Here is a 21,498-nt window from a genome sequence, read left to right on the forward strand (position 1 = left end):
AGGACGAAGGCTTTCCTACAATGCCTGGATGTCCCCACAAGATTCGCTAGCTGGCTTCGAGCCCCTTTCTGCGTCCGCTGCGCAGCAGCCCACGTCGCCCCTGCTGCAAAACCTCAACGATGAGCAACTGGCCGCCGTCACGCTGCCGGCAGGCCACGCGCTGATCCTGGCGGGCGCGGGGTCCGGCAAGACGCGCGTGCTCACCACCCGCATCGCCTGGCTGCTGCAAAACGGCTACGCCACGCCCGGCGGCATTCTGGCCGTGACCTTCACCAACAAGGCCGCCAAGGAGATGGTGGCCCGCCTGTCCGCGATGCTGCCGGTGAACGTGCGCGGCATGTGGATCGGCACCTTCCACGGCCTGTGCAACCGCCTGCTGCGCGCGCACCACAAGGCCGCGGGGCTGCCGCAGTCGTTCCAGATCCTCGATACGCAGGACCAGCTCTCCGCCATCAAGCGCCTGTGCAAGCAGTACAACGTCGATGAAGAGCGGTTTCCGCCCAAGCAGCTGTCCTACTTCATCGCCAGCTGCAAGGAAGAGGGCATGCGCCCCGGCGACGTGCCCACGCACGACAGCGACAGCCGCAAGAAGGTCGAGGTCTACCAGCTGTACGAAGAGCAATGCCAGCGCGAAGGCGTGGTCGACTTCGGCGAGCTGATGCTGCGCAGCTACGAGCTGCTGCGCGACAACGAACCCATCCGCGAGCACTACCAGCGCCGCTTCGCGCACATCCTGGTGGACGAGTTCCAGGACACCAACAAGCTGCAGTACGCCTGGCTCAAGCAACTGGCCGGCAATGAGATCAGCGGGCGCTTCGAGGCGCGCGGCAGCGTGATCGCGGTGGGCGACGATGACCAGAGCATCTATGCCTTCCGCGGTGCACGCGTGGGCAACATGGCCGACTTCGTGCGCGAGTTCGACGTGCAGCGGCAGATCAAGCTCGAGCAGAACTACCGCAGCTACAGCAACATCCTCGACTCGGCCAACACGCTCATCAGCCACAACAGCAAGCGCCTGGGCAAGAACCTGCGCACCACGCAGGGCCCTGGCGAGCCGGTGCGGGTGTACGAGGCCAGCACCGACCTGGCGGAGGCGCAGTGGATGGTCGACGAGATCCGGCAGCTCGTGCGCAGCGATGGCTTCGAGCGCAAGGAGATTGCCGTGCTCTACCGCAGCAATGCCCAAAGCCGGGTGATCGAATCGGCGCTGTTCAACGCCAGCGTGCCCTACCGCGTGTACGGCGGCCTGCGCTTCTTCGAGCGCGCCGAAATCAAGCACGCGCTGGCCTACCTGCGCCTGCTGGAGAACCAGCACGATGACACCAGCTTCCTGCGCGTGGTCAACTTTCCGCCGCGCGGCATCGGTGCGCGCAGCATCGAGGTGCTGCAGGATGCCGCCAAGACCGCCGGCTGCTCGCTGCACGACGCCGTGAGCGCCGTGCCCGGCAAGGCGGGCGCCAACCTGGGGGCCTTCGTCGCCATGGTGGACGTGCTGCGCGAGCAGACCCAGGGCCTGAACCTGCGCGGCATCATCGAGCAGATGCTCGAATCATCCGGCCTGCTGGAGCACTACCGCACCGAGAAAGAGGGCGCCGACCGCATCGAAAACCTGGAAGAACTGGTGAACGCGGCCGAGAGCTTCGTCACGCAGGAAGGCTTTGGCCGCGACGCCGTGGCCCTGCCGCTGGACGAGCATGGCACCCCGCTCTCGCAAAGTGCCGTGAGCCAGGGCCTGGATCCGAATGCCCCCGTGCTCGACGAGCCGCTGCCCCAGGCCGTGCCCGGCATCGTGGACATCGACACGGGCGAGACGCTCTCGCCACTGGCCGCCTTCCTCACGCACGCGGCCCTGGAAGCCGGCGACAACCAGGCCCAGGCCGGGCAGGACGCCGTGCAGTTGATGACGGTGCACGCCAGCAAGGGCCTGGAGTTCGATGGCGTGTTCATCGGCGGCATGGAAGAGGGCCTGTTCCCGCACGAGAACTCCGCCAACGAACGCGACGGCCTGGAAGAAGAACGCCGCCTGATGTACGTGGCCATCACCCGCGCACGCAAGCGCCTGTACCTGAGCCATTCGCAGACCCGCATGCTGCACGGCCAGACGCGCTACAACATCAAGAGCCGGTTCTTCGAAGAACTGCCCGAGGCCGCGCTCAAGTGGATCACGCCCAAGCAACAGGGCTTTGGTACGTATGCTCCTAATTCAGGAGCTGGTAGCGCGTATGGATCCAGCGGTAGAGGTCCTTTTGGCTTCAAGTCCGAGACTTTCGCCAGCCCTCCGGTGCCGGTGCAGAAGGCGGCGCCGTCGCACGGCCTGCGCGCGGGCATCGCGGTGTTCCACACCAAGTTCGGCGAAGGCAAGGTGCTGGCGATCGAAGGCACGGGCGACGACGCGCGCGCGCAGGTCAACTTTCCGCGGCATGGCACCAAGTGGCTGGCGCTGTCGGTGGCCAAGCTCACGGTGGTGGACTGAAGACAGCCCGCCATGCCGATGAGCAGCATGCTGTCGTGGCGCTTACCGATCAGGCCGAGTGCTGCAGGCCCTGGAAGTTGTCTGCCTCGGCTGTACGGCATATGTGGCGTGGTATGGCTTTTTCAGGGGCAGTGCGGCAGGCCTGGCATGCCGTCCGTCAGCCCTGCTTGTCACTCCGGTGAGCGCCGTAACCCACCACCGCTGAAAGGCATGTCGTGAGCGTTGCGCCCATTCTTTCTCCTGCCGGTGGCCTCGCCCTTGTGGTGCTGGGTGGACTGCCAGGCGTGGGCAAGAGCACGGTGGCGCGCGCGCTGCTGGCGCAGTGGCGCGCGGTCTACCTTCGCATCGACACCATCGAACAGGCATTGCGGGATTCCATGGCTCTGCAGGGCGATGTGGGGCCTGCCGGCTACGTGGTGGCCTATGCCCTGGCGCGCACTCAGCTGGCGCAGGGCCTGCCGGTGCTGGTGGACTGCGTGAACCCCTTGGCGGTAACGCGCCATGCGTGGCACGCCGTGGCGCGGGATGCGCAGGCGCCGTGCTTGGATGTGGAGATCATCTGCTCCGACATCCACGCGCATCGGCAGCGGGTGGACACACGGCCCACCGATGTGCCGGGGCTCGTGCCGCCCCGATGGGAGGCCGTGCTCCAGCATGACTACGCGCCGTGGCCGGAAGGCGGGCACAACCGCGTGGAGGGGATGAAGAGCAGTGCAGATGCCTCTCGAATGGTGATCGACACGGCTGCCCACACTGCAGAACAGGCCGCGGCCAAGGTGCTTGCCGCGTTGCGCGCATTGACGGTTCGCGCTGCTGGCCGCGGTCGCGATTGAACCTGCTACAGCAACGTCTCCGGGTGGCGGCGGGCCCGCGCCATCGGGCCTTCATCGCAAGCGTGCTGCCACGATGCAAGTGTGAGCTTCATGGCTGTGGGAGTGTTTCGTGCTTCGCAATGCTGTAACGCGCTGTGACGGTGTTCATTGAGTTTTCATAACTCGGAGGAACGACGGATTGCCCGGCACTATGGCCCTTGGCCTCCGTGCGCAGCCTCGTGGCGCGTTGAACGGTCTAGTGCAGCGCGGCAAGGTTGCCTACAACTCCTTACCCCTGCGCGGCCAGGGTCTCCAAGAATTGTTCAACGCATGGCGCCCACCCCCTGTTCCCGGGCGTGCACTGCGATCCATTCTGGGAGGAAACCATGGCATCAATCCCGTCGCGAGACGCACGCGAGACTCGGAGCAAGCCTGTGAGCCGGACTGCCGCCGCAGTGCTGCTCGCCAGCTGGCTGGTCGCCTGCGGTGATCGCGTCAACGAGCCCGTGGCATCACCGCCGACCGGGGCGGCAGCGGCGCCATCGCCGGCCTCCCCTGCTATGCCCGCAGTGCCTGCCGCACCGGCCTATCCTGTGGCGGCTGCTGCAGCGCCGGCTTCGCCGGCACACCCGTCTACCGCTGCTGTGCAGGCCGCACCCGTCAAGTTGCCGCTGGCCGTACAGGGGGTCGCACCTGCAGGGCTGACTGTGCGCATCAAAGGTGCCGAAGTGGGTGGCGATGCCACCGTGCTGGACGTGAGCATCTCGTTCGCCAACCGCATCACCAACTCGACGATGCTGGCGCTGGCCGACACCTACCTGCAGGACGAAAGCGGCGCCAAGCTGCACATCCAGCGCCCCGAAGGCAACCGGGACATCACCATCCGCGAGGGGCAAACGCTGGAGGGGCAGCTCGTCTTCATGGGCAGTGTGGCCCCCAGTGCGCGGCAACTCAAGCTGGTGTTCAACGATGGCAACCAGGGCGACAACATCGTGGCACCTGGCCTGGCCATCGACGTGCCACTGCCCGCCGCCAAGGGCTGACTGCGTGGGGTGTGGTCCATTCAGTCCAGTCCCGAAAGGACGGGTGCTGGCGGTGGTGGCAGCGAGGGCCACTGGAGTCGCTGCGACGCTGCTGATGACCGCGTCGGCGGGCTGGGCACAGCAGGTGCCAAGCGCTGATGTGCGCAGCGGCCGGTCGCTGAAAGACGTGCCCACGCAATTGCGGCCGGCTGCCTCAGCGCCCGCCACACGACTCAGTCCGGTGAATGCGCAGGGAGCGCTCGGCGCATCATCGCGGCAGACCTCGCTGCAGGGCGCAGCGCCCGCCATCTCGCTAGGGACCGCAGCACAGCCGCAGACGGCCCTGCTGCTGCGGCAGGCCGAGGTGCCGCCGCAGCGGCGGGCTATCACCCGCAGCTTGATCGCAGAGCTCCATGCGCGGCCTACTGCGCAGCAGGCAATCTCCATCGACCTGCCTGCCGACGTGCTGTTCGACTTCGACAAGGCCGACCTGCGGCCCGATGCATTGCCCACGCTGCAGAAGGCGGCAGAGCTGATCCAGAGCTATCCGCGCGCGCCGTTGCGCGTCGTGGGCCACACCGACAGCAAAGGCTCCGATGGCTACAACGACACGCTGTCGCAGCGCCGCTCCCAGGCGGTGGCGCAAGCGCTGCAAGAGCGCACGGGCCGCAGTGCCGCAGCGCAGGGGCGCGGCAAGCGCGAACCTGTGGCTGCCAACACCACGCCGGACGGCCAGGACGACCCCGCGGGCCGCCAGCGCAACCGGCGTGTGCAGATATTGATCGAGCCACCGGCGGGTGGCGTCCCCTCATGAAGGAGAGCTTATGGCGTTGATCACATGCCCCGACTGCAACCGACAGGTGTCCTCGCTGGCCGTGGCCTGTCCGGGGTGCGGCTACCCCATCGCTTCGGCCCATGGCGGGTTGAGCCCGGGCGGGCAGAAGCCACTCAGCGCCCTGCAGTCGCCCCAGGTGTGGGGCCGTGTGACCGGCGTGGTGGGCGCCTGGCTGGTCGCTCCGTGGATCGCCCGCATGCTGGCCGTGGTGGGGGCCTGCGTGATGGGGTACTTTCTGTTTCGGGGCGGCCGCCAGTGAGCGGATGAATTGAGTACTGCTGGGCGCGGTGCAGCGCGGCGCGGTGATTCCGCCTGAAGCAGAGGCCGTAGCAGCCGCCGGTTCGCAACCGCGTCGTCAGAGACGCACCCAGTGGTTGTCCATGCGCGCACCGGCCAGGGCGGGGGCATGCGGATGCGCGACAGGGCGGTCCCCCTGCGCGTCCTGCAGCGTGCGCGTGAGCCCTGCCGCCCAAAGCTGGTCTTGCGCATCGGCGGCCAGCGCGCACACTTCTTCGAGCGGAATCAGTCCGCGCCAGGTGCCGTCGGCCGTGAAGTGCGCCACGCCGTCGACCCGGGGGCAGCTCACCGCCCAGCCAGCGCGGGTTGCGGCAATGCTGCCACCGTAGCCAGACAGCGACCGCGGCGCCGCATGCGGCGTCAGTTGCTGTCCATCGAACCGCGCCAGGATGGGCGCCGCCGCCTTGGCGGCGCTGTCGCCATGCTCGGCCTGCAGGGCAATCCCCAATGTCTTGCCATCGGGGCTCCACGCCAGGTGGCGCAGGCTCAGGCGTTTGTCCTCCAGCCGCCATTGACCCAGCAGGTCGCCCCGGCGGCCGTCGAGCCGTACCAGAGACGAATCCATGGTGTCCAGATCGCGCTTGACCCGGCCCGTTTCAGGCGATGTGGGCACGCCGCCGTTGGCAACGATCAACGTGGGCGCGCCACGACTGCCGGTGTCCCAGATCAGTTCGTGGGCGTCGATGCCGTGGGTGGGCCACTCGGCGATTTTTTGCAGCGTGGCGGCATGCCGCACGCCGATCAAGCTCTGGCCGGTTTCCGTATCGGTTTCGGTGGTGTAGACGCGTTGGCCGTCCGGGCTGCACAGTGCATGGCCATTGAAGGAGCGCTCTCCGTCCTGCCACAGCCACAGGGGTGGGCGGTCGCCCCGGCCTGGCTGCCAGTGCACCATCCAGTCGCCCGGTCGGCGGGACACGGCCAGCACCGCGCCGCCGGGCAGCACGCACAGGCCATGGGCGCGGGTCGGCACCTCCATCGCAGCGCGCACCTGCAGGGCCTGGCCCGCGCCTTCGTGCGCTGACAGCGAGCCTATGTAGAAGCTTCCCTCGCGCTCCCAGGCAGCCGCGAGCGAGATGCCTGCAGGGCCGCCTGCGCCGGTGCTGGCCCATGCACTGCGCGGCAGCACCGTCCACGCGCTGAGGCCAGCGAGCATGGCCAGCACCTGCCGCCGGTTCTGCCCGAGCAAGGGGTGCGCTGGCTGCGTGCAGGGGTTGTGTTTGCTAGTCACCGTCCGCATCCGAAAACCCGATGCTCACCTGCAGCGCGGGCGCCACTTCGGATTCGGCCAGAAACTTCAGCGCCGTCAGGTCCTTGGCCGTCTGCTGGATGGCCGCCTTGTTCTGCAGGCCCGACTTCTGCACCTGGGCCATCGACGCGTCGACCTTGTCGGTGGCTTGGCGCAGCTTGTCGGCCAGCGGGTTCATGCCCTTGCCGCGCAGGTACATCTCCAGAGGCACCAGGGCCTCGCCAGCCGCCGGTATCTCGGCGCTGGCGGGCAGGGTGGTCACGCTGCGCAGGCCGCCCCAGGTGGCCGCCCAGGCCGCCAGCGTGGTGCCGCTGGCGGTGCGGGGGTAGTCCGGCGTGCGCGTTCCCTGGGCTGCGCGCAGGGGCTTGTCCATCTGTGCCCAGCGCAGGCGCTCGATGCCGCCCACCCACTGGTTCACGAATTCGCTGATGGCCGCAGTGGACGCCTCCTGCTCGTCCTCGGCGCCCCAGTCGGTGGTCGCCGCGTCGGCGTAGGCCTTGGCCAGGGCGGCGGATTCCCGCGCCACATCCTGCGCCACTTCGTGCGCGTAGCTGCAGGCAGGGCTGCCGGGCTGGGCCGGGCGCGTCCACAGCAGCCATTCCAGCGCGGGCAGGCCCTTGGCAGGCGTGCCGATGCGCTCGAAGGCCTTGGCGCCCTGGGGCTGGGTGGCGACAGCTTTTTCGATCAATGCAGGGCGCGTGGGCGTGAAGTCGATAGCGCGTTGGCTGCGGCGTGCGATGACCGGGCCGACGGACACGGCGGCGAGCTGCTCCCACGCGCGGGCCGTGGCCTGCCAGGCAGTGCGTGCGGACTGGAGCGCCACCTTGCCATCGGCCGCCGAGGCCTGGCACAGGGCCGCCACGGCGGGCACGAGGGCGCGGGCATCGCGGTCAAAGTCCTGTGCGCGTGGCAGGGCCCAGTGGCCGTAGATGCCTTGCAGCGCATGCACCGTGTCGTAGAACGGCACGGCGTTGCGCTGCCAGGCTGGGATGGCGGGTCCAGTGGGCGCCGCAGACTGTGCCTGCGCTGTGAGAGGGGGCAGGGTGGCCAGCAGCAGGGCGGCTGCAAGGAGGGATGTTTTCATCGCCGGGCCGCCCCAAGATGAAAACGCGGCCTCCTCGGGGGGCAGCGACCACACGGAGTGGGGAGCGTGGGGGTAAATTCTCATAGTGACTCCACGAATTTCACGAGCGCATCCCGGTCGGCCTTCTTCATCTTCAGCACCTGGTCCTTGGCCTCTTCGGCCTCGCCGCCATGCCACAGCACGGCTTCGAGCACGCCGCGCGCGCGACCGTCGTGCAGCAGGCGGGTGTGGCCGTTCACGTCCTTGATCAGGCCCGTGCCCCACAGCGCAGGCGTCTTCCACTGCCGGCCGTTGGCACCGAAGTCGGGCCGGCCGTCGGCCAGGCGCTCGCCCATGTCGTGCAGCAGCAGGTCTGTGTACGGAAAAATGCGTTGTCCGCTCAGCGCCTTGCTCGTCAGCTGCGGAAACGGCCCCTCTTTGGTGACGTAGCTCGGGCGGTGGCAGGTAGCGCACTGGGCCTGGCTGAACAATGCCTGGCCGCGCAGCACCTGTGCATCGTTGATGTTGCGGCGCGCGGGCGGGGCCAGCGTGGCTTGGTAGAAGATCACGTCGGCGAGGGTCTTGTCGTCGATCTCGACGCCGGGCTGGCCTTGCTCGCCACCGCTCTTGCCGCTGGGGGCGGCCAGGCAGTCCTTCTGCGCGGGCGTGCAGGCCTCTTGCGCGAAGTGGCGCGAGGTGATGCCCATGTCGCCCAGGAAGGCGCCGCCCGTCTGGTGCGCAATGGTGGCCACGTTGGCCTTCCAGCCGAAGCGCCCCGTCATCATGCGGCCGGCAGGGCCGTCCCACACCTTGTTGGGCACGCCCTTGATGGGGCCCGGGGCGGCGGCCTGGTCTGCCGCGTTGGCCAGGATGTCGGCCTCGGCAATGGCTTCGAGCAGGCCCACGCCGATGATCTGCGGCGCGATGCGCGGGCTGGTCATCACGTCCTTGTGCAGGGGGCCGTAGCCCAGGTCGGCAAAACCGTAGACAGGCTTTTGCAGCGTGTAGGGCGTGCCGTCGGCAAACTTGCCTTTGATGGTGTCGTAGCGCAGGGTCACGCGGCCTTCGGGCTTGACGCCCTGGATGGCCGCGTTGTTGAACTGGTCGCCGTACACCGGGTCGTGCACCGGCCCGCCGTGCACGTCGGTGCCGGGGATGGACAGGCGTATCAGCAGCGCCACCGTGGGGTCCTTCGTTTCGCCCAGGCGGTTGAAGATCGCTGGCGGCTCGCCCCGGCCGTCCTGTACGTGGCAGCCGCCGCACGAGCGCGCGATGAAGTGCGGGCCGAGGCCGTCGCGGGCTTTGGTGGAGGCGGGCGCCTCCACCCAGTTGCGCCGGAAGAACGAGTTGCCGATGACGAAGCGCGTGCGCTCCTCGTCGGTCAGGTTGGCGGCCGGGAACGAGAAGGCATTGCGCCCGGTGGCGAACACCGTGGTCTCGCCGCCGGTTTTTTCGCCCAGCGGGTCGGGCTGGGGCGCTGCCGTCAACGACTGCAGGCCCAGGCCGCCGAAGCCGGCGATCGCGACGATGCCGATGCTGGCTGCTGCCAGGCGCACGGTGCGCCAGCGGGCAATGGCTTGCGCAGGCTTCATGTTCAAGGCTGGACCAGGGTCAGTTTGGTGATGCCGATGGCATTGGCTGCGGCCACCAGGTCTTTGCTTTGCTGGGTCAGGCTGTCGATGGTCTTCTGGATGCGCTGGCGGCCCGGCGCGTCCTTGCCGCCGATGATCTCGCGGTCGAACGGTGCCTGGATGCCTTCGGCAGCAGCCACCGAGGCCGCGATCTGCTTGGTGGTCCTGTCGGCCAGCGCCGCGTCCTTGGCAGCCACCAGGTCGCGCAGCGATGCGCCCTTGACCACGTTGCCGTCGGCACGCTGGTACTCGCCCAGCCACACGTTCTGGATGCCCTTGGCGTTGGTCACCGCGTCGCGGTGGGTGTTGTCCGAAAAGCACGAGTGCTCGTCTTCCTGGTCCTGGCTGTTCAGGGCCACTTCCAGGCGTTCGCCAGCCAGCTCGCCGCGCGAGAGCGAGCCCAGGCCCACGAGCATCTTGCGAACGGACTCCTGGCCGCCCTTGACGAAGCGGGTGCGGTAGTTGTTCTTGGCGTCCGGTGCCCAGGCCTTCACCAGCGAGGTGAGGTCGTCGATGAGCAGGTCGGTCACCACGGTCAGGTACTGGCGGCGGCGGTCGGCGTTCGGGGCCTTGCCGTCCACGAAGTCCTCGAAGTTGCGATCGCCCGGGCCGGTCTCGGACAGGTCCTGGCCCCACAGGAAGAACTCGATGGCGTGCCAGCCGGTGGCGATGTTCTCTTCGCCGCCGCGCTCGTTCTGCGCAGACAGGTTCTTCTTGCTGATCACGAACTTGCGGTTGTTCACCAGGCCCGCGTTGGGCTTGCCCTGCACGCTGTCGACGAACGATTCGTCCATGGGCCAGGCGTTGATGCGGCCCTCGGGCCCGTTGTCGTTGTCGATGGGGCCGCCGTAGAAGCGGAAGGCCTCGGTCTGGCCGTAGAACTCGCGCGCGGCCAGCCACTTCTTGCGGGCGTCGGCCAGCGTGTCGGCCGAAGGCTTGGCCGTGAAGGCCGCCACGGCTTCGCGCAGCGCCTGGGCGCTGGCGAGCGTGTCTGCGTAGTTGGCGTGCACCAGCTGTGCGTAGTGCGCGGCCACGGCCTGGTTCGTCACGGCCTGCTGTGCCTGGGCCTGCGAGGGTGCTGCTGCAGGGGCAACGGTTTGCGCGCCGACGCCAGTGCTGTATGCACAGGCGGACAGTGCGGCCACCAGCAGGGAAGTCTTCAGGGAGGGGAACGTCATGCAGGGTCTCCAAGGAATCGCGCAGGCTGCCGCACGGGCGGCCTGTGGCCGGGCGTGGCACCGCGAGGAAATGGCGGGAACGGAGAGGCCGCACTTGGCTGGGTGAGCCCGCGCACCGGTCGGTGCTGGGCGCGGTAGTGGCTGGGTGGGCGGTGGGAGCCGAAATTATACAAATGGTAGTGATTCGTATTCGACCCAATCCCCTTGCGCGCGGCCGGGATCGGCTGTCACGAAACCGACGCAAAAACTTCACGGCGATGTCACCTGCAGTTTCTACGCTCCACAGGCTTTGTAACCAATAACCCCCGAGGAAGAACCATGACCCACCGTGTGGATGCGCCCGAGCAGGCCATTGACTTCAACAACGAGAACGCCAACACCTCCGCCAACCCTACGTTCGAGTCGGTGCTGGGTGCACGGCTGTCGCGCCGTGGCCTGCTGCGTGGCAGCGTGGGGTCGGTGGGCACGGCCATGCTGGCTGGCTTTGGCGTGAGCGCCTGCGGCGGCAGCGACGACCCAGCGGTGACACCGCCACCCACTGGCTCCAAGCTGCTGGGCTTTGGTGCGGTGCCCAAGAGCCTGGCAGACGTGGTAGCGGTGCCTGCGGGCTACACCGCCAGCGTGATCTTCGCACTGGGCGACCCCATCGCTGCAGGCGTGGCTGCGTACAAGAACGACGGCACCGACGGTGATTTCGACAAGCGCGCTGGCGACCACCATGACGGCATGGAATGGTTCGGCCTGGGCGCTGACGGCAAGCGCAGCGACAACGCCACCGAACGCGGCCTGCTGGCCATCAACCACGAAGCCACGACCGACGAGAAGCTGTCCTCGTACTTCCTGCATGCCAACGGCGGCACCACCACCTTGCCCCGTCCCGCAGCGGAAATCGACAAGGAAACGGCCATCCACGGCATCGCCGTGATCGAAGTGGCAAAGTCCGGTGGCAAGTGGGCCTACGCGCAGAACTCTGCGCTGAACTTCCGCCTCACCTCGCTCAGCCCCATCGAGATTTCGGGCCCGGCCCGCGGCAGCGCGCAACTGTTCACCAAGTTCTCGCCCACCGGCACCACCACCCGCGGTACGCTGAACAACTGCGGCACGGGCAGGACGCCCTGGGGTACCTTCCTGACCGGTGAAGAAAACTGGTTTGGCTACTTCACGCGCGGCGCCGCGGACGACGCCGCACGCGGCAACGACAAGAGCGTGACGTCCCTCAAGCGCTATGGCCGCACCCAGGGCGCAGCATCGCGCCACGGCTGGGAAAGCGGCGGCGCCGACGACAAGTACCAGCGCTGGAACAACAGCAAGACCGGCACGTCGGTGGACGGCACGGACGACTACCGCAACGAGATGAACGGCATGGGCTACATCGTCGAGATCGACGCCTACGACAAGACCCGCATGGCCAAGAAGCGCACGGGTCTGGGCCGCTTCGCGCACGAGAGCGCAGCGTTCGGCAAGGTGGTGGCCGGCCAGCCGCTGTCCATCTACATGGGCGACGACTCGCGCGGCGAGTACATCTACAAGTTCGTATCCACCGCTACGTGGAACGCGGCCGATGCCAACGCCAACGACCGCCTGGCCATTGGCGACAAGTACCTGGACAGCGGCAAGCTGTACGCAGCCAAGTTCAACGCCGACGGCACCGGCAGCTGGGTGGAGCTGTCGCTCACCAACACCGCCATCAGCGGCTACGCCACGTACAAGTTCGCCGACGCGGCCGACATCGTCATCAACACCCGCCTGGCCGCCGACGCCGTGGGTGCCACCAAGATGGACCGCCCCGAGTGGAACGCCGTGAACCCCGCCAATGGCGAGGTGTACTTCACGCTGACCAACAACAGCGCCCGCAGCGCCAACCCTGGCAGCGGCCAGTACCTGCCTGATGCGGCCAACCCCCGTGCCTACACCGACATGAAGGGCACCACCAAGCAGGAGGGCAACCCCAACGGCCACATGGTGCGCCTGAAGGAAGGCACATCCGTCCTGGCCTTCACCTGGGACGTGTACCTGTTCGGCGCCGAAGCCAGTGCCGACAAGACGCTGATCAACATCTCGGCCCTGACGGACGAGCAGGACTTCTCCAGCCCCGATGGCCTGGCTTTCAGCAAGGCCACGGGCATCTGCTGGATCCAGACTGATGACGGTGCCTACACCGACGTCAGCAACTGCATGATGATGGCGGCCGTACCCGGCCAGGTGGGCGATGGCAGCAAGAAGACGCTGACGTACACCAAGACCGACGGCAGCAAGTTCGACGTCGTCACGCCCGTGGGCAAGGCGGCCACGGCCGATACGCTCAAGCGCTTCCTGGTGGGCCCCAAGGGCTGCGAGATCACCGGCCTGACCGAAACGCCGGACGGCAAGACGATCTTCGTGAACATCCAGCACCCGGGCGAATCCACCGGCATGGCCAACCTGGCCGACCCCGCCAAGTTCCAGAGCCAGTGGCCTGCCAACGCCGGCTACGGCGCAGGCAAGCGTCCCCGTTCGGCCACCATCGTGATCACGAAGAACGACGGCGGCAACATCGGTACCTGAGATCGGAGTGCGGGAGGGCTGACCTCTCGCGCGTTCGCATCGAGCTTTCAGGCCGGCCCCATGGGGTCGGCCTTTTTGCGTTCTGGCACCGCTGAAGGGCTTTGATTGGCGGTGACTTGCAGTGATTTGCAGCAAGGCGCAGTGGCGGATAGCAATGCTCACTCATGGCCACCAATGCCACTGTTGTCCCTGATGTCCCTGATGGGCAGTGACGGCCCCGGCCGCCGCTGTCTCAGTAGTCGGAGCCGTAGGGAGACGGGGGGCGGGCGCGGTACGTTGGCGCGGGTGCTGGTGTCGATGGAGGCGCTGACGCCGGTGAGGACGCTGGCGTGGACCCCGCCGGTGCAGGTGATGCGTTGCTCCCGCCAGGCGCTGCGGGGTAGCCCATCTGCCCGGTGCCGTCCTTGGTACCCTTGCGACCCGCAATCTGCCACGCGGTGCGCTGCTGGATCAGGCTGGCCAGGAACTCCATCTCCTCGTCCGTGTGGTTGATGGCGCCCGCGGGCGTGAGCAGGCGGCCATTGCGCGGCGCGTTCTCGACCCAGAACGACTGGTGGTAGGACGCCTCGCTCACCACGCTCTCGCCGCCGGTGGCCAGGTCCACGATGCCGTAGCAATTACAGAAATATCCCCGGTTGCCCTGGTCCGCAAAGACCTCGGCATACACCCCCGTGCCGCGGATGCCCGCGGTGGCCGTGGGCAGGATGACCTTGCGGTCGGCGCCCTTGCCCCAAACGCTGGCCACGGCACCGCTGACGAGGCGCAGCACCTTGACGGCGGTGGGCGTGTCGCCCTCCAGCGCCACGTGGGAGTTCTGGCGCACCAGGAAGGCGCCGTCGCCCACGGCAAACACCACCGTGGCGCCCGGGCCGGTCTCGATGCGGTCTCCCGCGGTGATGGTGTGCTGCGGGGTCAGCGCCTCGCCGTTGCGCCGCACGTCGCCGCGCAGCTCCACGATGTTGCTGCGCGACTGGGCCTGGGCGGCCGTCCAGCCGCCACCGGCCACCCAGAGCGCGGCCGCCTGCAGCAGGCTGCGGCGCCGGTGCCAGACCAGCTCGTCTTCAGTGCGGCCCAGCAGCTGGGTCGGAGGGCGGGGGCGTTGGGGTGTCATGGGTGGCCTCGTCAGACGGGTGGTGGGGCGGCTCGAAACAATCGCGGAAGGTGAACACGATCGAGGTGAAGAACATGGCGGCCAGCATCATCGCGGCACCCACCATCACACCACCGGAGGCCGCGCCGCTCAAGCCCATCGCCGCCAGGAGCGCTGCCGCCAGCGTCACGACCACGCCGCCCAGCAGGAAAACGCCCAGCCAGCCCAGCCCGTAGACCATGAAGGCGCCGAAGTTGCGCAGGCAGGCCACGATGCTGAAGAACAGCGCCTTGACCGGCGGCACGCCATGCCAGTGCACCAGCCCGGGCGCATGCCAGAACAGCAGCGACAGCGGCAGGTACAGCAGCATGGCCGTCCACATGGCGCTCTGGAAGGCCGCGTCTTCTGCCATCTCCTTGGTCAGGGGCGCGCCGCCCAGGTACACCTTGGCAAACTGCCCGCCGTCGATCAGGGCCGACAGCCCCATCACCGCGAGGAACCCCACGGCGTACAGCGCGCCCAGGACCAGCATGTCGCGCAGCCGCTGCTGCCCGGTGCGAAACGCCACCAGCAGCACGGCGGGCGTGGGAAACCGCCCCTGAGTGGCCTCGGCCGCCGCCACCATCATCGCCAGCGTGGCCGATGGCAGCAGTGCCAGCGCGATGGCCGGCCCTACCAGCGGGATCAACGTGGCCAGCGACATGGCCGCCATGGTCATGAAGAACAGCGCCGCCAGCGCCATGGGCTGCCGCCAGAACGCGCGGACGCCCAGCTTGACCCAGGTCATGCCGGTGCGGGCGGGAACGATGTGGAGTTTCATGAATGCAATCGGGAAGAAAAGAGGACCTGCGCCCGCGTGTGCCATCCCCCACCGCCCTGGCCGGGGCCCGCGGCAAAGCGGTGATGGTAGAAGAACAGGGCTGAATTTACCCCAGTGCCCCAATCCGGGCGCCATGAAGGGTGTCCAGGGTACGGGCTGCGAGGTGGATCTGTGGGTGTGGGGACGGCTAGCCGGTGTGTGGCCAGTGGGCTGCCAATGCGGGGGGTGCCGCGGTGGCGTGGCCGCGCATCAGGCCCTGCGCAGCGGCGACTCGGCTTGGTGTGAAGGGCAGTGGGGCACAGACAATGGGGCTACAGATGAAGCGGGCGTGCAATCCTGTCCTGCAGCACGCGCTCGAAGTGCGTAGGGTCGTGCGGCGTGAGCATGGCGGCCTCGCGCGGCAGATGGAAGTCCCACAGCCGCGAGATCCAGAACCTGAGGGCCCCTGCGCGCGCCATCGCGGGCAGCAGCTCGCGCTCTGCGGCGGTCAACGGGCGCACGGCCTGGTAGGCGTCCAGCATGCGGGCGGCGCGTTCGGCATCGTGCCGGCCGGTCGGCAGGTCGATGCACCAGTCGTTCAGGCACACGGCCAGGTCGAACAGCCAGGTGTCCACGCCCGCAAAGTAGAAGTCGAAGAAGCCCGTGAGCTCTTCGCCCTCGAACATCACGTTGTCGCGGAACAGGTCGGCATGCACGGGGCCGCTGGGCAGCGCCGCGTAGGCAGAGCCCGCAGCCACGTGGTTCTGGTAGGCCAGTTCGGAGCGCAACAAGGCTGCTTGCGATTCGCCGATGTGCGGCAGCACCACGGGCACGGTCTCGTTCCACCAGGGCAGGCCGCGCAGGTTGGGCTGGTGCCGTTCGAAATCGCGCCCGGCCAGGTGCATGCGCGCGAGCATCGTGCCCACGGCCGCGCAGTGCACGCCCTGTGGCGCCAGCTGGCTCTTGCCGCGCAGTTTGTTGACCACCGCGGCCGGCTTGCCGCACACCGACAGCAGGATGTCGCCATCCTTGTCGGCCCGCGGGTCGGGCACCGGCACCCCACCGTGCGCCAGGTGCTTCATCAGGTGCAGGTAAAAGGGCAGCTGCTCGGCCGTGAGGCGCTCGAACAGCGTCAACACGAACTGGCCCTGGTCGCTGGTCAGAAAATAATTGGTGTTCTCGATGCCGCCCTCGATGCCGCGCAGCTCCACCAGCTCACCCAGTTGCAAACGGCGCAGCAGGTCTTGCGCCTCGGTGTTGGAGACTTCGGTAAAAACGGCCATCGCTCAGGGGTGCGTAAGGGTGGAGGACTGACAAGGAAAAAGGGCGGGGCGTGCGGGGGCCCCGGGGCGCTGCGGTGCAGCCGGCGCGGCTTAGAACTTCAGCACGTTCCACACGCGCGGGCCGGTGGTCGTCTCGGCGCCGCTGTTGCTGCCAGCGCGGCTGCGGGCTCCGTCGGGCGACTGCACTTCGTAGCTGGGCAGGTTGCCAGCCTTGGGCTGCACAGAAATCGTCTGCGTCTGGCCGCCCACGCGCAGCTCGTCGACCCGGCTGCCGGCGTCCTCGATCTGGATGCGCTCGGTGCGTTGATTGCCACGCCCGCCCATTTGCTCTGGTTCTGATAGCGCCTCGCGCTTGTCTACCGCGCCCTGAGGGGCAGTTTGACTATTGGTTTGGGCCAGGACGGGGCTGGAGGCCATGGCCAGCAGCAAAAGGAGGTGTACAGCGCGCATGGGCGGGATTGTAGAGCGCCGGCCGTGGCCGGGCTGCGCGTGCACAATCCGCCCATGACCGAAGAATCCTCTGCATCCCCCAGCCCCGCCGCCGAAGGGGCGACGCCTTCCGCCGCGCAGCCCTCTGGCGACAAAAAGACCCTGGTGCTGGTGGACGGCTCCAGCTACCTGTACCGCGCCTTCCATGCCATGCCCGACCTGCGCGCGGTGCCGGGCGACCCGGAAAGCCCCGCCACCGGTGCCATCCGCGGCATGATCAACATGCTGCAGGTGCTGCGGCGCGAATTCCCGTCCGGCTATGCCGCCTGCGTTTTCGATGCGAGCGGCCCCACCTTCCGCGACGACCTGTATCCCGAGTACAAGGCGCAGCGCTCCCCCATGCCCGACGACCTGCGCGCGCAGATCGAGCCCATCCACGAGGTCGTGCGCCTGTTGGGCTGGCCCGTGGTCTGCGTCCCCGGCGTGGAGGCCGACGACGTGATCGGCACGCTGGCTGCGGTGGCGGCGGCGCAGGGCGTGGAGGTGATCGTCTCCAGCGGCGACAAGGACCTGTCGCAACTGGTGAACGAGCACATCACCATCATCGACACCATGAACGGCAAGAAGCGCGACGTGGCGGGCGTGACGGCCGAGTTCGGCGTGCCGCCATCACTGATGGTGGACTACCAGACCCTGGTGGGCGACACCGTGGACAACGTGCCCGGCGTGCCCAAGGTCGGCCCCAAGACGGCTGCCAAATGGCTCGCCGAATATGGCTCGCTCGATGCCCTCATCGCGCGTGCCGGCGAGATCAAGGGCGTGGCGGGCGAGAACCTGCGCGGCGCGCTGCAGTGGCTGCCCACCGGGCGGCAGCTCGTCACCATCAAGACCGACTGCGACCTGGCCGGGCATGTCGACGGCCTGCCGGCCATGGATGCGATCGCCATGCGCCAGGAAGACGCCGCCCCGCTGCGCGACTTCTATCAAAAGTATGGCTTCAAGGGCCTGGCCCGCGCGCTGGAATCCAACGCGCCTGCCGACGCCAAGGCCAATTCCAAGTCCAAGGTCGCACTGCCGGGCGCCAGCGGCGACCTCTTCGCATCCCCCGAGGCGACCTTCGTGGCCGAGGCCGCGCAGGGCCGCGAGGTGTCGTACGAGACCATCCTCACCTGGGCCGACTTCGACCGCTGGCTTGCCAAGCTGCAGGCGGCTGAACTGGCCGCCATCGACACCGAAACCACGTCGCTCGACGAACTGCGCGCCGAGATCGTCGGCATCAGCTTCAGCGTGGAGCCCGGTGCCGCAGCCTACATTCCGCTGCGCCACGCCGGGCCTGATGCGCCCGAGCAGTTGCCGTTCGACGACGTGCTGGCCAAGCTCAAGCCCTGGCTCGAAGACGCCAGCCGCCCCAAGCTGGGCCAGCACATCAAATACGACCGCCATGTGTTCGCCAACCACGGCATTGAGGTGCAGGGCTATGCGCACGACACCATGCTGCAAAGCTACGTGCTCGAAGTGCACAAGCCCCACGGCCTGGCCAGCCTGGCCGAGCGCCACACCGGCCGCAGCGGCATCAGTTATGAAGACCTGTGCGGCAAGGGCGCCCACCAGATCCCGTTCGCCCAGGTGGCGGTAGACAAGGCAGCGGCCTACTCGTGCGAAGACTCCGACCAGACGCTGGACGTGCACCGCGTGCTCTGGCCCATGCTCGAAGCCGAAGGCCCACTGCGCGGCATCTACGAGCTGGAGATGGCCAGCAGCGAAACCCTGTTCCGCATCGAGCGCAACGGCGTGTTGATCGACGCGGCCACGCTGGCCAACCAGAGCCACGAACTGGGCCAGCGCATCCTCAAACTGGAGCAGGACGCCTACGAGATCGCGGGCCAGCCCTTCAACCTGGGGTCACCCAAGCAGCTCGGAGAAATCTTCTTCGACAAGCTGGGCATGCCCGTGGTCAAGAAGACCGCCACCGGCGCGCGCAGCACCGACGAAGAAGTGCTGGAAAAGCTGGCCGAGGACTACCCCCTGCCCGCCAAGCTGCTGGAGCACCGCAGCCTGTCCAAGCTCAAGGGCACCTACACCGACAAGCTGGCCCAGCTGGCCAGCCCGCGCACTGGCCGCGTGCACACCCACTACGCCCAGGCCGTGGCCATCACGGGCCGCCTGTCCAGCAACGACCCCAACCTGCAGAACATCCCCATCCGCACCGTGGAAGGCCGCCGTGTGCGCGAGGCCTTCGTGGCGCCGCCGGGCAGCGTGATCGCGAGCGCCGACTACAGCCAGATCGAGCTGCGCATCATGGCCCACATCAGCGGCGACGAATCGCTGCTGCACGCGTTTCGTAACGGCCTGGACGTCCACCGCGCCACCGCCGCCGAAGTGTTCGGCGTCGAGGTCGACCAGGTGAGCAGCGAACAGCGCCGCTACGCCAAGGTCATCAACTTCGGTCTCATCTACGGCATGAGCAGCTTCGGCCTGGCCAAGAACCTGGGCATAGAGACAAAGGCCGCAGCCGCCTACATCGACCGGTACTTTCAGCGCTACCCTGGCGTGAAGCAGTACATGGACGAAACCAAGGCGTCCGCCAAGGCGCGCGGCTATGTGGAAACCGTGTTCGGCCGCCGCCTGTACCTGCCCGAGATCAACTCCCCGAACGGCCCGCGCCGCAGCGGCGCGGAGCGGGCGGCCATCAACGCGCCGATGCAGGGCACGGCGGCGGATTTGATCAAGAAGGCGATGGTGGCGGTGCAGCAGGAGCTGGATGCGAACAAGCCGGGCATCAAGATGATCATGCAGGTGCACGACGAACTGGTGTTCGAACTGCCAGAAGGGGACGTGGAGTGGGTTCGCACGCACATTCCGCGGTTGATGGCGGAAGTGGCGGATCTCAAGGTGCCGTTGTTGGCCGAAGTGGGTGTGGGGCCGAACTGGGACAAGGCGCATTGAGGCTGGGGACAGCAAAGTTTACGGGGCGATGTCTATCAGACCCAAGGGGGTTATGCTTGCAGGCTGCAGGCCGTCGCCCTGCGTTTGCACATGTGAAGCATGCAATTTGCCGCAGCCAAAGCTCGCGGCCTCTTCGGGAATTGGCTGTTGATGGTTGGCTTGCTCTGGGGGATAAATATGAACTCGCAGGCAGATGCACTTGCCAGTGCTTCGGCACGATTTGGCTGGCACGGGTGAGGTGAGCACGGATGCCTAACTTCGCCCGCAGACCGTTCTTGTCGCGCTCTCAAGCGCTGGTTCTGATAGGTGCCTTTGTTGTGCACTTCTTGCTGTCTCTGACCGTGCCCAGTCGACCATACTTTGTCGCGACATGGCATATGGTTCTGGCAGCAGCGGTTCTCATTTCTGCTCTTGCCGCGCTGGCCGGTTGGGCGTGGGCAAGGTTCAGCGTTCCTGCGAGGGCGCAGGAACGCTGGAGGGCCGCTTTCTGGCTACTTTGGCTTGTACTCACCGGATCATTGGCGCCCGCTGTCTATCTGCACCTGTCGCAGTCAAACTATGGCCCGCTGCTTCGCCTGCTTTCGACAATTGTTGTGCCCGCAGTGGTGGTGTATGTCCTGCTGCACCTGGCCAAGGTGTTGCCCCAAAACGCACCGGATTCGGAGCCAGACAACCCCGGAGCGTGACCATTCGCTGACATTGGACCGTACCGCTGGTTGACCATTCGCAACCATGTTGCGTCAGGTACCTGCGTGTCAGCACTGATGTGCAGTGCCGAAGCTCTGCCATTGCGGTCCTCAAAAGTTACCCACTCCACAGGCCATTGGCCCGTGCTCAGCGGCGAATAAACGGCATCGCTAAACTCGGTCTGCAGTGGCTGGCGATGCCGCTAGCAATCACTCTTCTGCTTGGAGCACCGCATGCCCGACACCACCCCCTACACACCACCCGCCATCTGGCAATGGCACAAGGAAAACGGCGGCCAGTTCGCCAGCATCAACCGCCCCATTGCGGGCGCCACCCATGACAAGGAACTGCCCTTAGGCCGGCATCCGCTGCAGCTGTACTCGCTGGGTACGCCCAATGGGGTCAAGGTGACCATCCTGCTGGAAGAGCTTCTCGCGCTGGGTCACAGCGGTGCGGAGTACGACGCCTGGCTGATCCGCATCAACGAGGGCGAGCAGTTCGGCAGCGGCTTCGTCGCGGTGAACCCCAACTCCAAGATACCCGCGCTGCTGGACCGCACGGACGCCGCCAACCCGGTGCGGGTGTTCGAGTCTGGTGCCATCCTGATGTACCTGGCCGAGAAGTTCGGTAGCGCCTTCCTGCCCAAGGACGGCGCGGCGCGTGCGGAGTGCCTGTCGTGGCTGTTCTGGCAGATGGGCAGTGCGCCGTTCGTCGGCGGCGGATTCGGGCATTTCTATGCCTACGCCCCCGTCAAAATCGAATACGCGATTGACCGCTATGCGATGGAGACCAAGCGCCAGCTCGATGTGCTGAACCAGCGCCTGGCCGGGCAGGAGTACGTCGCGGGCAACGAGTACACGCTCGCGGACATCGCCATCTGGCCGTGGTACGGCCTGATGGTCAAGGGGCAGGCCTACAGCGCGGGCGAGTTCCTGCAGGTGCACGAATACACGCACGTGCTGCGCTGGGCCGAGCAGGTGGCCCGGCGCCCGGCGGTGGAGCGGGGGCGCAAGGTGAACCGTGTGTCGGGCGAGCCGGCCAGCCAGTTGCGCGAGCGGCACGACGCCAGCGACTTTGATAGCAGAACGCAAGACAAGCTGGACGCTGCATCGGGCTCCTGACCACCTGCGCAGCGGGGGCGGTACCGGCAGGTTTCCTGTACT

General features: G+C 67.3%; 17 protein-coding genes. 9 read left to right on the forward strand and 8 right to left on the reverse strand.

Going from position 1 to position 21,498, the window contains the following annotated elements; translation table 11 throughout:
- Positions 1-28: 28 nt before the first annotated feature.
- From ASG27_RS11375 to ASG27_RS11395, 5 genes are all read left to right on the forward strand, one after another.
- A complete protein-coding gene (locus ASG27_RS11375; RefSeq protein WP_056416113.1) occupies positions 29-2,473 on the forward strand; it encodes a UvrD-helicase domain-containing protein in 2,445 nt (814 codons plus the stop codon).
- A 215-nt stretch (positions 2,474-2,688) separates the two neighbouring features.
- Positions 2,689-3,306, forward strand: a complete 618-nt coding sequence (locus ASG27_RS11380) for an AAA family ATPase (protein ID WP_235503993.1) — start codon at positions 2,689-2,691, stop codon at positions 3,304-3,306.
- 413 nt (positions 3,307-3,719) lie between these two features.
- Positions 3,720-4,328, forward strand: coding sequence for a hypothetical protein (locus ASG27_RS11385; RefSeq protein ID WP_235503994.1), 609 nt, complete (start codon positions 3,720-3,722; stop codon positions 4,326-4,328).
- A gap of 220 nt (positions 4,329-4,548) precedes the next feature.
- Positions 4,549-5,121 carry an OmpA family protein gene (locus ASG27_RS11390; RefSeq protein WP_235503995.1) on the forward strand — a complete coding sequence of 191 codons (573 nt, stop codon included), beginning with the start codon at positions 4,549-4,551 and terminating at the stop codon, positions 5,119-5,121.
- A 10-nt stretch (positions 5,122-5,131) separates the two neighbouring features.
- On the forward strand, positions 5,132-5,401 hold the full coding sequence (locus ASG27_RS11395; RefSeq protein WP_056416121.1) for a hypothetical protein: 270 nt from the start codon (positions 5,132-5,134) through the stop codon (positions 5,399-5,401).
- A 96-nt stretch (positions 5,402-5,497) separates the two neighbouring features.
- Here ASG27_RS11395 and ASG27_RS11400 read toward each other — a convergent pair whose 3' ends face one another.
- The 4 genes from ASG27_RS11400 to ASG27_RS11415 form a co-directional block, all read right to left on the reverse strand.
- Complete coding sequence (locus ASG27_RS11400; protein ID WP_235503996.1) at positions 5,498-6,592, reverse strand: DUF1513 domain-containing protein; 1,095 nt, start codon at positions 6,590-6,592, stop codon at positions 5,498-5,500.
- Positions 6,593-6,659: 67 nt separating this feature from the next.
- Positions 6,660-7,769: an imelysin family protein gene (locus tag ASG27_RS11405; RefSeq protein ID WP_056416127.1), complete on the reverse strand. Its 1,110-nt coding sequence runs from the start codon at positions 7,767-7,769 to the stop codon at positions 6,660-6,662.
- A gap of 80 nt (positions 7,770-7,849) precedes the next feature.
- The gene (locus ASG27_RS11410; protein WP_056416130.1) at positions 7,850-9,340 is read right to left on the reverse strand and encodes a di-heme oxidoreductase family protein; all 1,491 of its coding nucleotides are present in this window, start codon (positions 9,338-9,340) and stop codon (positions 7,850-7,852) included.
- A gap of 2 nt (positions 9,341-9,342) precedes the next feature.
- Positions 9,343-10,557 carry an imelysin family protein gene (locus ASG27_RS11415; RefSeq protein ID WP_056416133.1) on the reverse strand — a complete coding sequence of 405 codons (1,215 nt, stop codon included), beginning with the start codon at positions 10,555-10,557 and terminating at the stop codon, positions 9,343-9,345.
- Between the two features lie 318 nt (positions 10,558-10,875).
- On the opposite strand from ASG27_RS11415, the gene ASG27_RS11420 reads away from it, so the two are divergent.
- Positions 10,876-13,101: a PhoX family protein gene (locus tag ASG27_RS11420; protein WP_056416134.1), complete on the forward strand. Its 2,226-nt coding sequence runs from the start codon at positions 10,876-10,878 to the stop codon at positions 13,099-13,101.
- 232 nt (positions 13,102-13,333) lie between these two features.
- Here ASG27_RS11420 and ASG27_RS11425 read toward each other — a convergent pair whose 3' ends face one another.
- The 4 genes from ASG27_RS11425 to ASG27_RS11440 form a co-directional block, all read right to left on the reverse strand.
- Positions 13,334-14,212: an iron dicitrate transport regulator FecR gene (locus tag ASG27_RS11425; protein WP_056416137.1), complete on the reverse strand. Its 879-nt coding sequence runs from the start codon at positions 14,210-14,212 to the stop codon at positions 13,334-13,336.
- Positions 14,163-15,011, reverse strand: a complete 849-nt coding sequence (locus ASG27_RS11430; RefSeq protein WP_056416140.1) for a BPSS1780 family membrane protein — start codon at positions 15,009-15,011, stop codon at positions 14,163-14,165. Before ASG27_RS11430 ends, ASG27_RS11425 begins: the two co-directional genes overlap by 50 nt.
- Before the next feature lie 311 nt (positions 15,012-15,322).
- On the reverse strand, positions 15,323-16,273 hold the full coding sequence (locus ASG27_RS11435) for a homoserine kinase (protein ID WP_056161961.1): 951 nt from the start codon (positions 16,271-16,273) through the stop codon (positions 15,323-15,325).
- Between the two features lie 90 nt (positions 16,274-16,363).
- The gene (locus ASG27_RS11440; RefSeq protein ID WP_056416142.1) at positions 16,364-16,723 is read right to left on the reverse strand and encodes a hypothetical protein; all 360 of its coding nucleotides are present in this window, start codon (positions 16,721-16,723) and stop codon (positions 16,364-16,366) included.
- 54 nt (positions 16,724-16,777) lie between these two features.
- Here ASG27_RS11440 and polA point away from each other — a divergent pair, with 54 nt between their 5' ends.
- From polA to yghU, 3 genes are all read left to right on the forward strand, one after another.
- Positions 16,778-19,648, forward strand: coding sequence for a DNA polymerase I (gene polA, locus ASG27_RS11445; protein WP_082485932.1), 2,871 nt, complete (start codon positions 16,778-16,780; stop codon positions 19,646-19,648).
- Between the two features lie 248 nt (positions 19,649-19,896).
- Positions 19,897-20,334: a hypothetical protein gene (locus ASG27_RS26690; RefSeq protein WP_156370620.1), complete on the forward strand. Its 438-nt coding sequence runs from the start codon at positions 19,897-19,899 to the stop codon at positions 20,332-20,334.
- 234 nt (positions 20,335-20,568) lie between these two features.
- On the forward strand, positions 20,569-21,456 hold the full coding sequence (gene yghU, locus ASG27_RS11450) for a glutathione-dependent disulfide-bond oxidoreductase (protein ID WP_056416145.1): 888 nt from the start codon (positions 20,569-20,571) through the stop codon (positions 21,454-21,456).
- Positions 21,457-21,498 lie beyond the last annotated feature (42 nt).

Origin of the sequence: Acidovorax sp. Leaf191 (genome assembly GCF_001424425.1) — a bacterium.
In the GTDB taxonomy this organism is placed as follows: domain Bacteria; phylum Pseudomonadota; class Gammaproteobacteria; order Burkholderiales; family Burkholderiaceae_C; genus Acidovorax.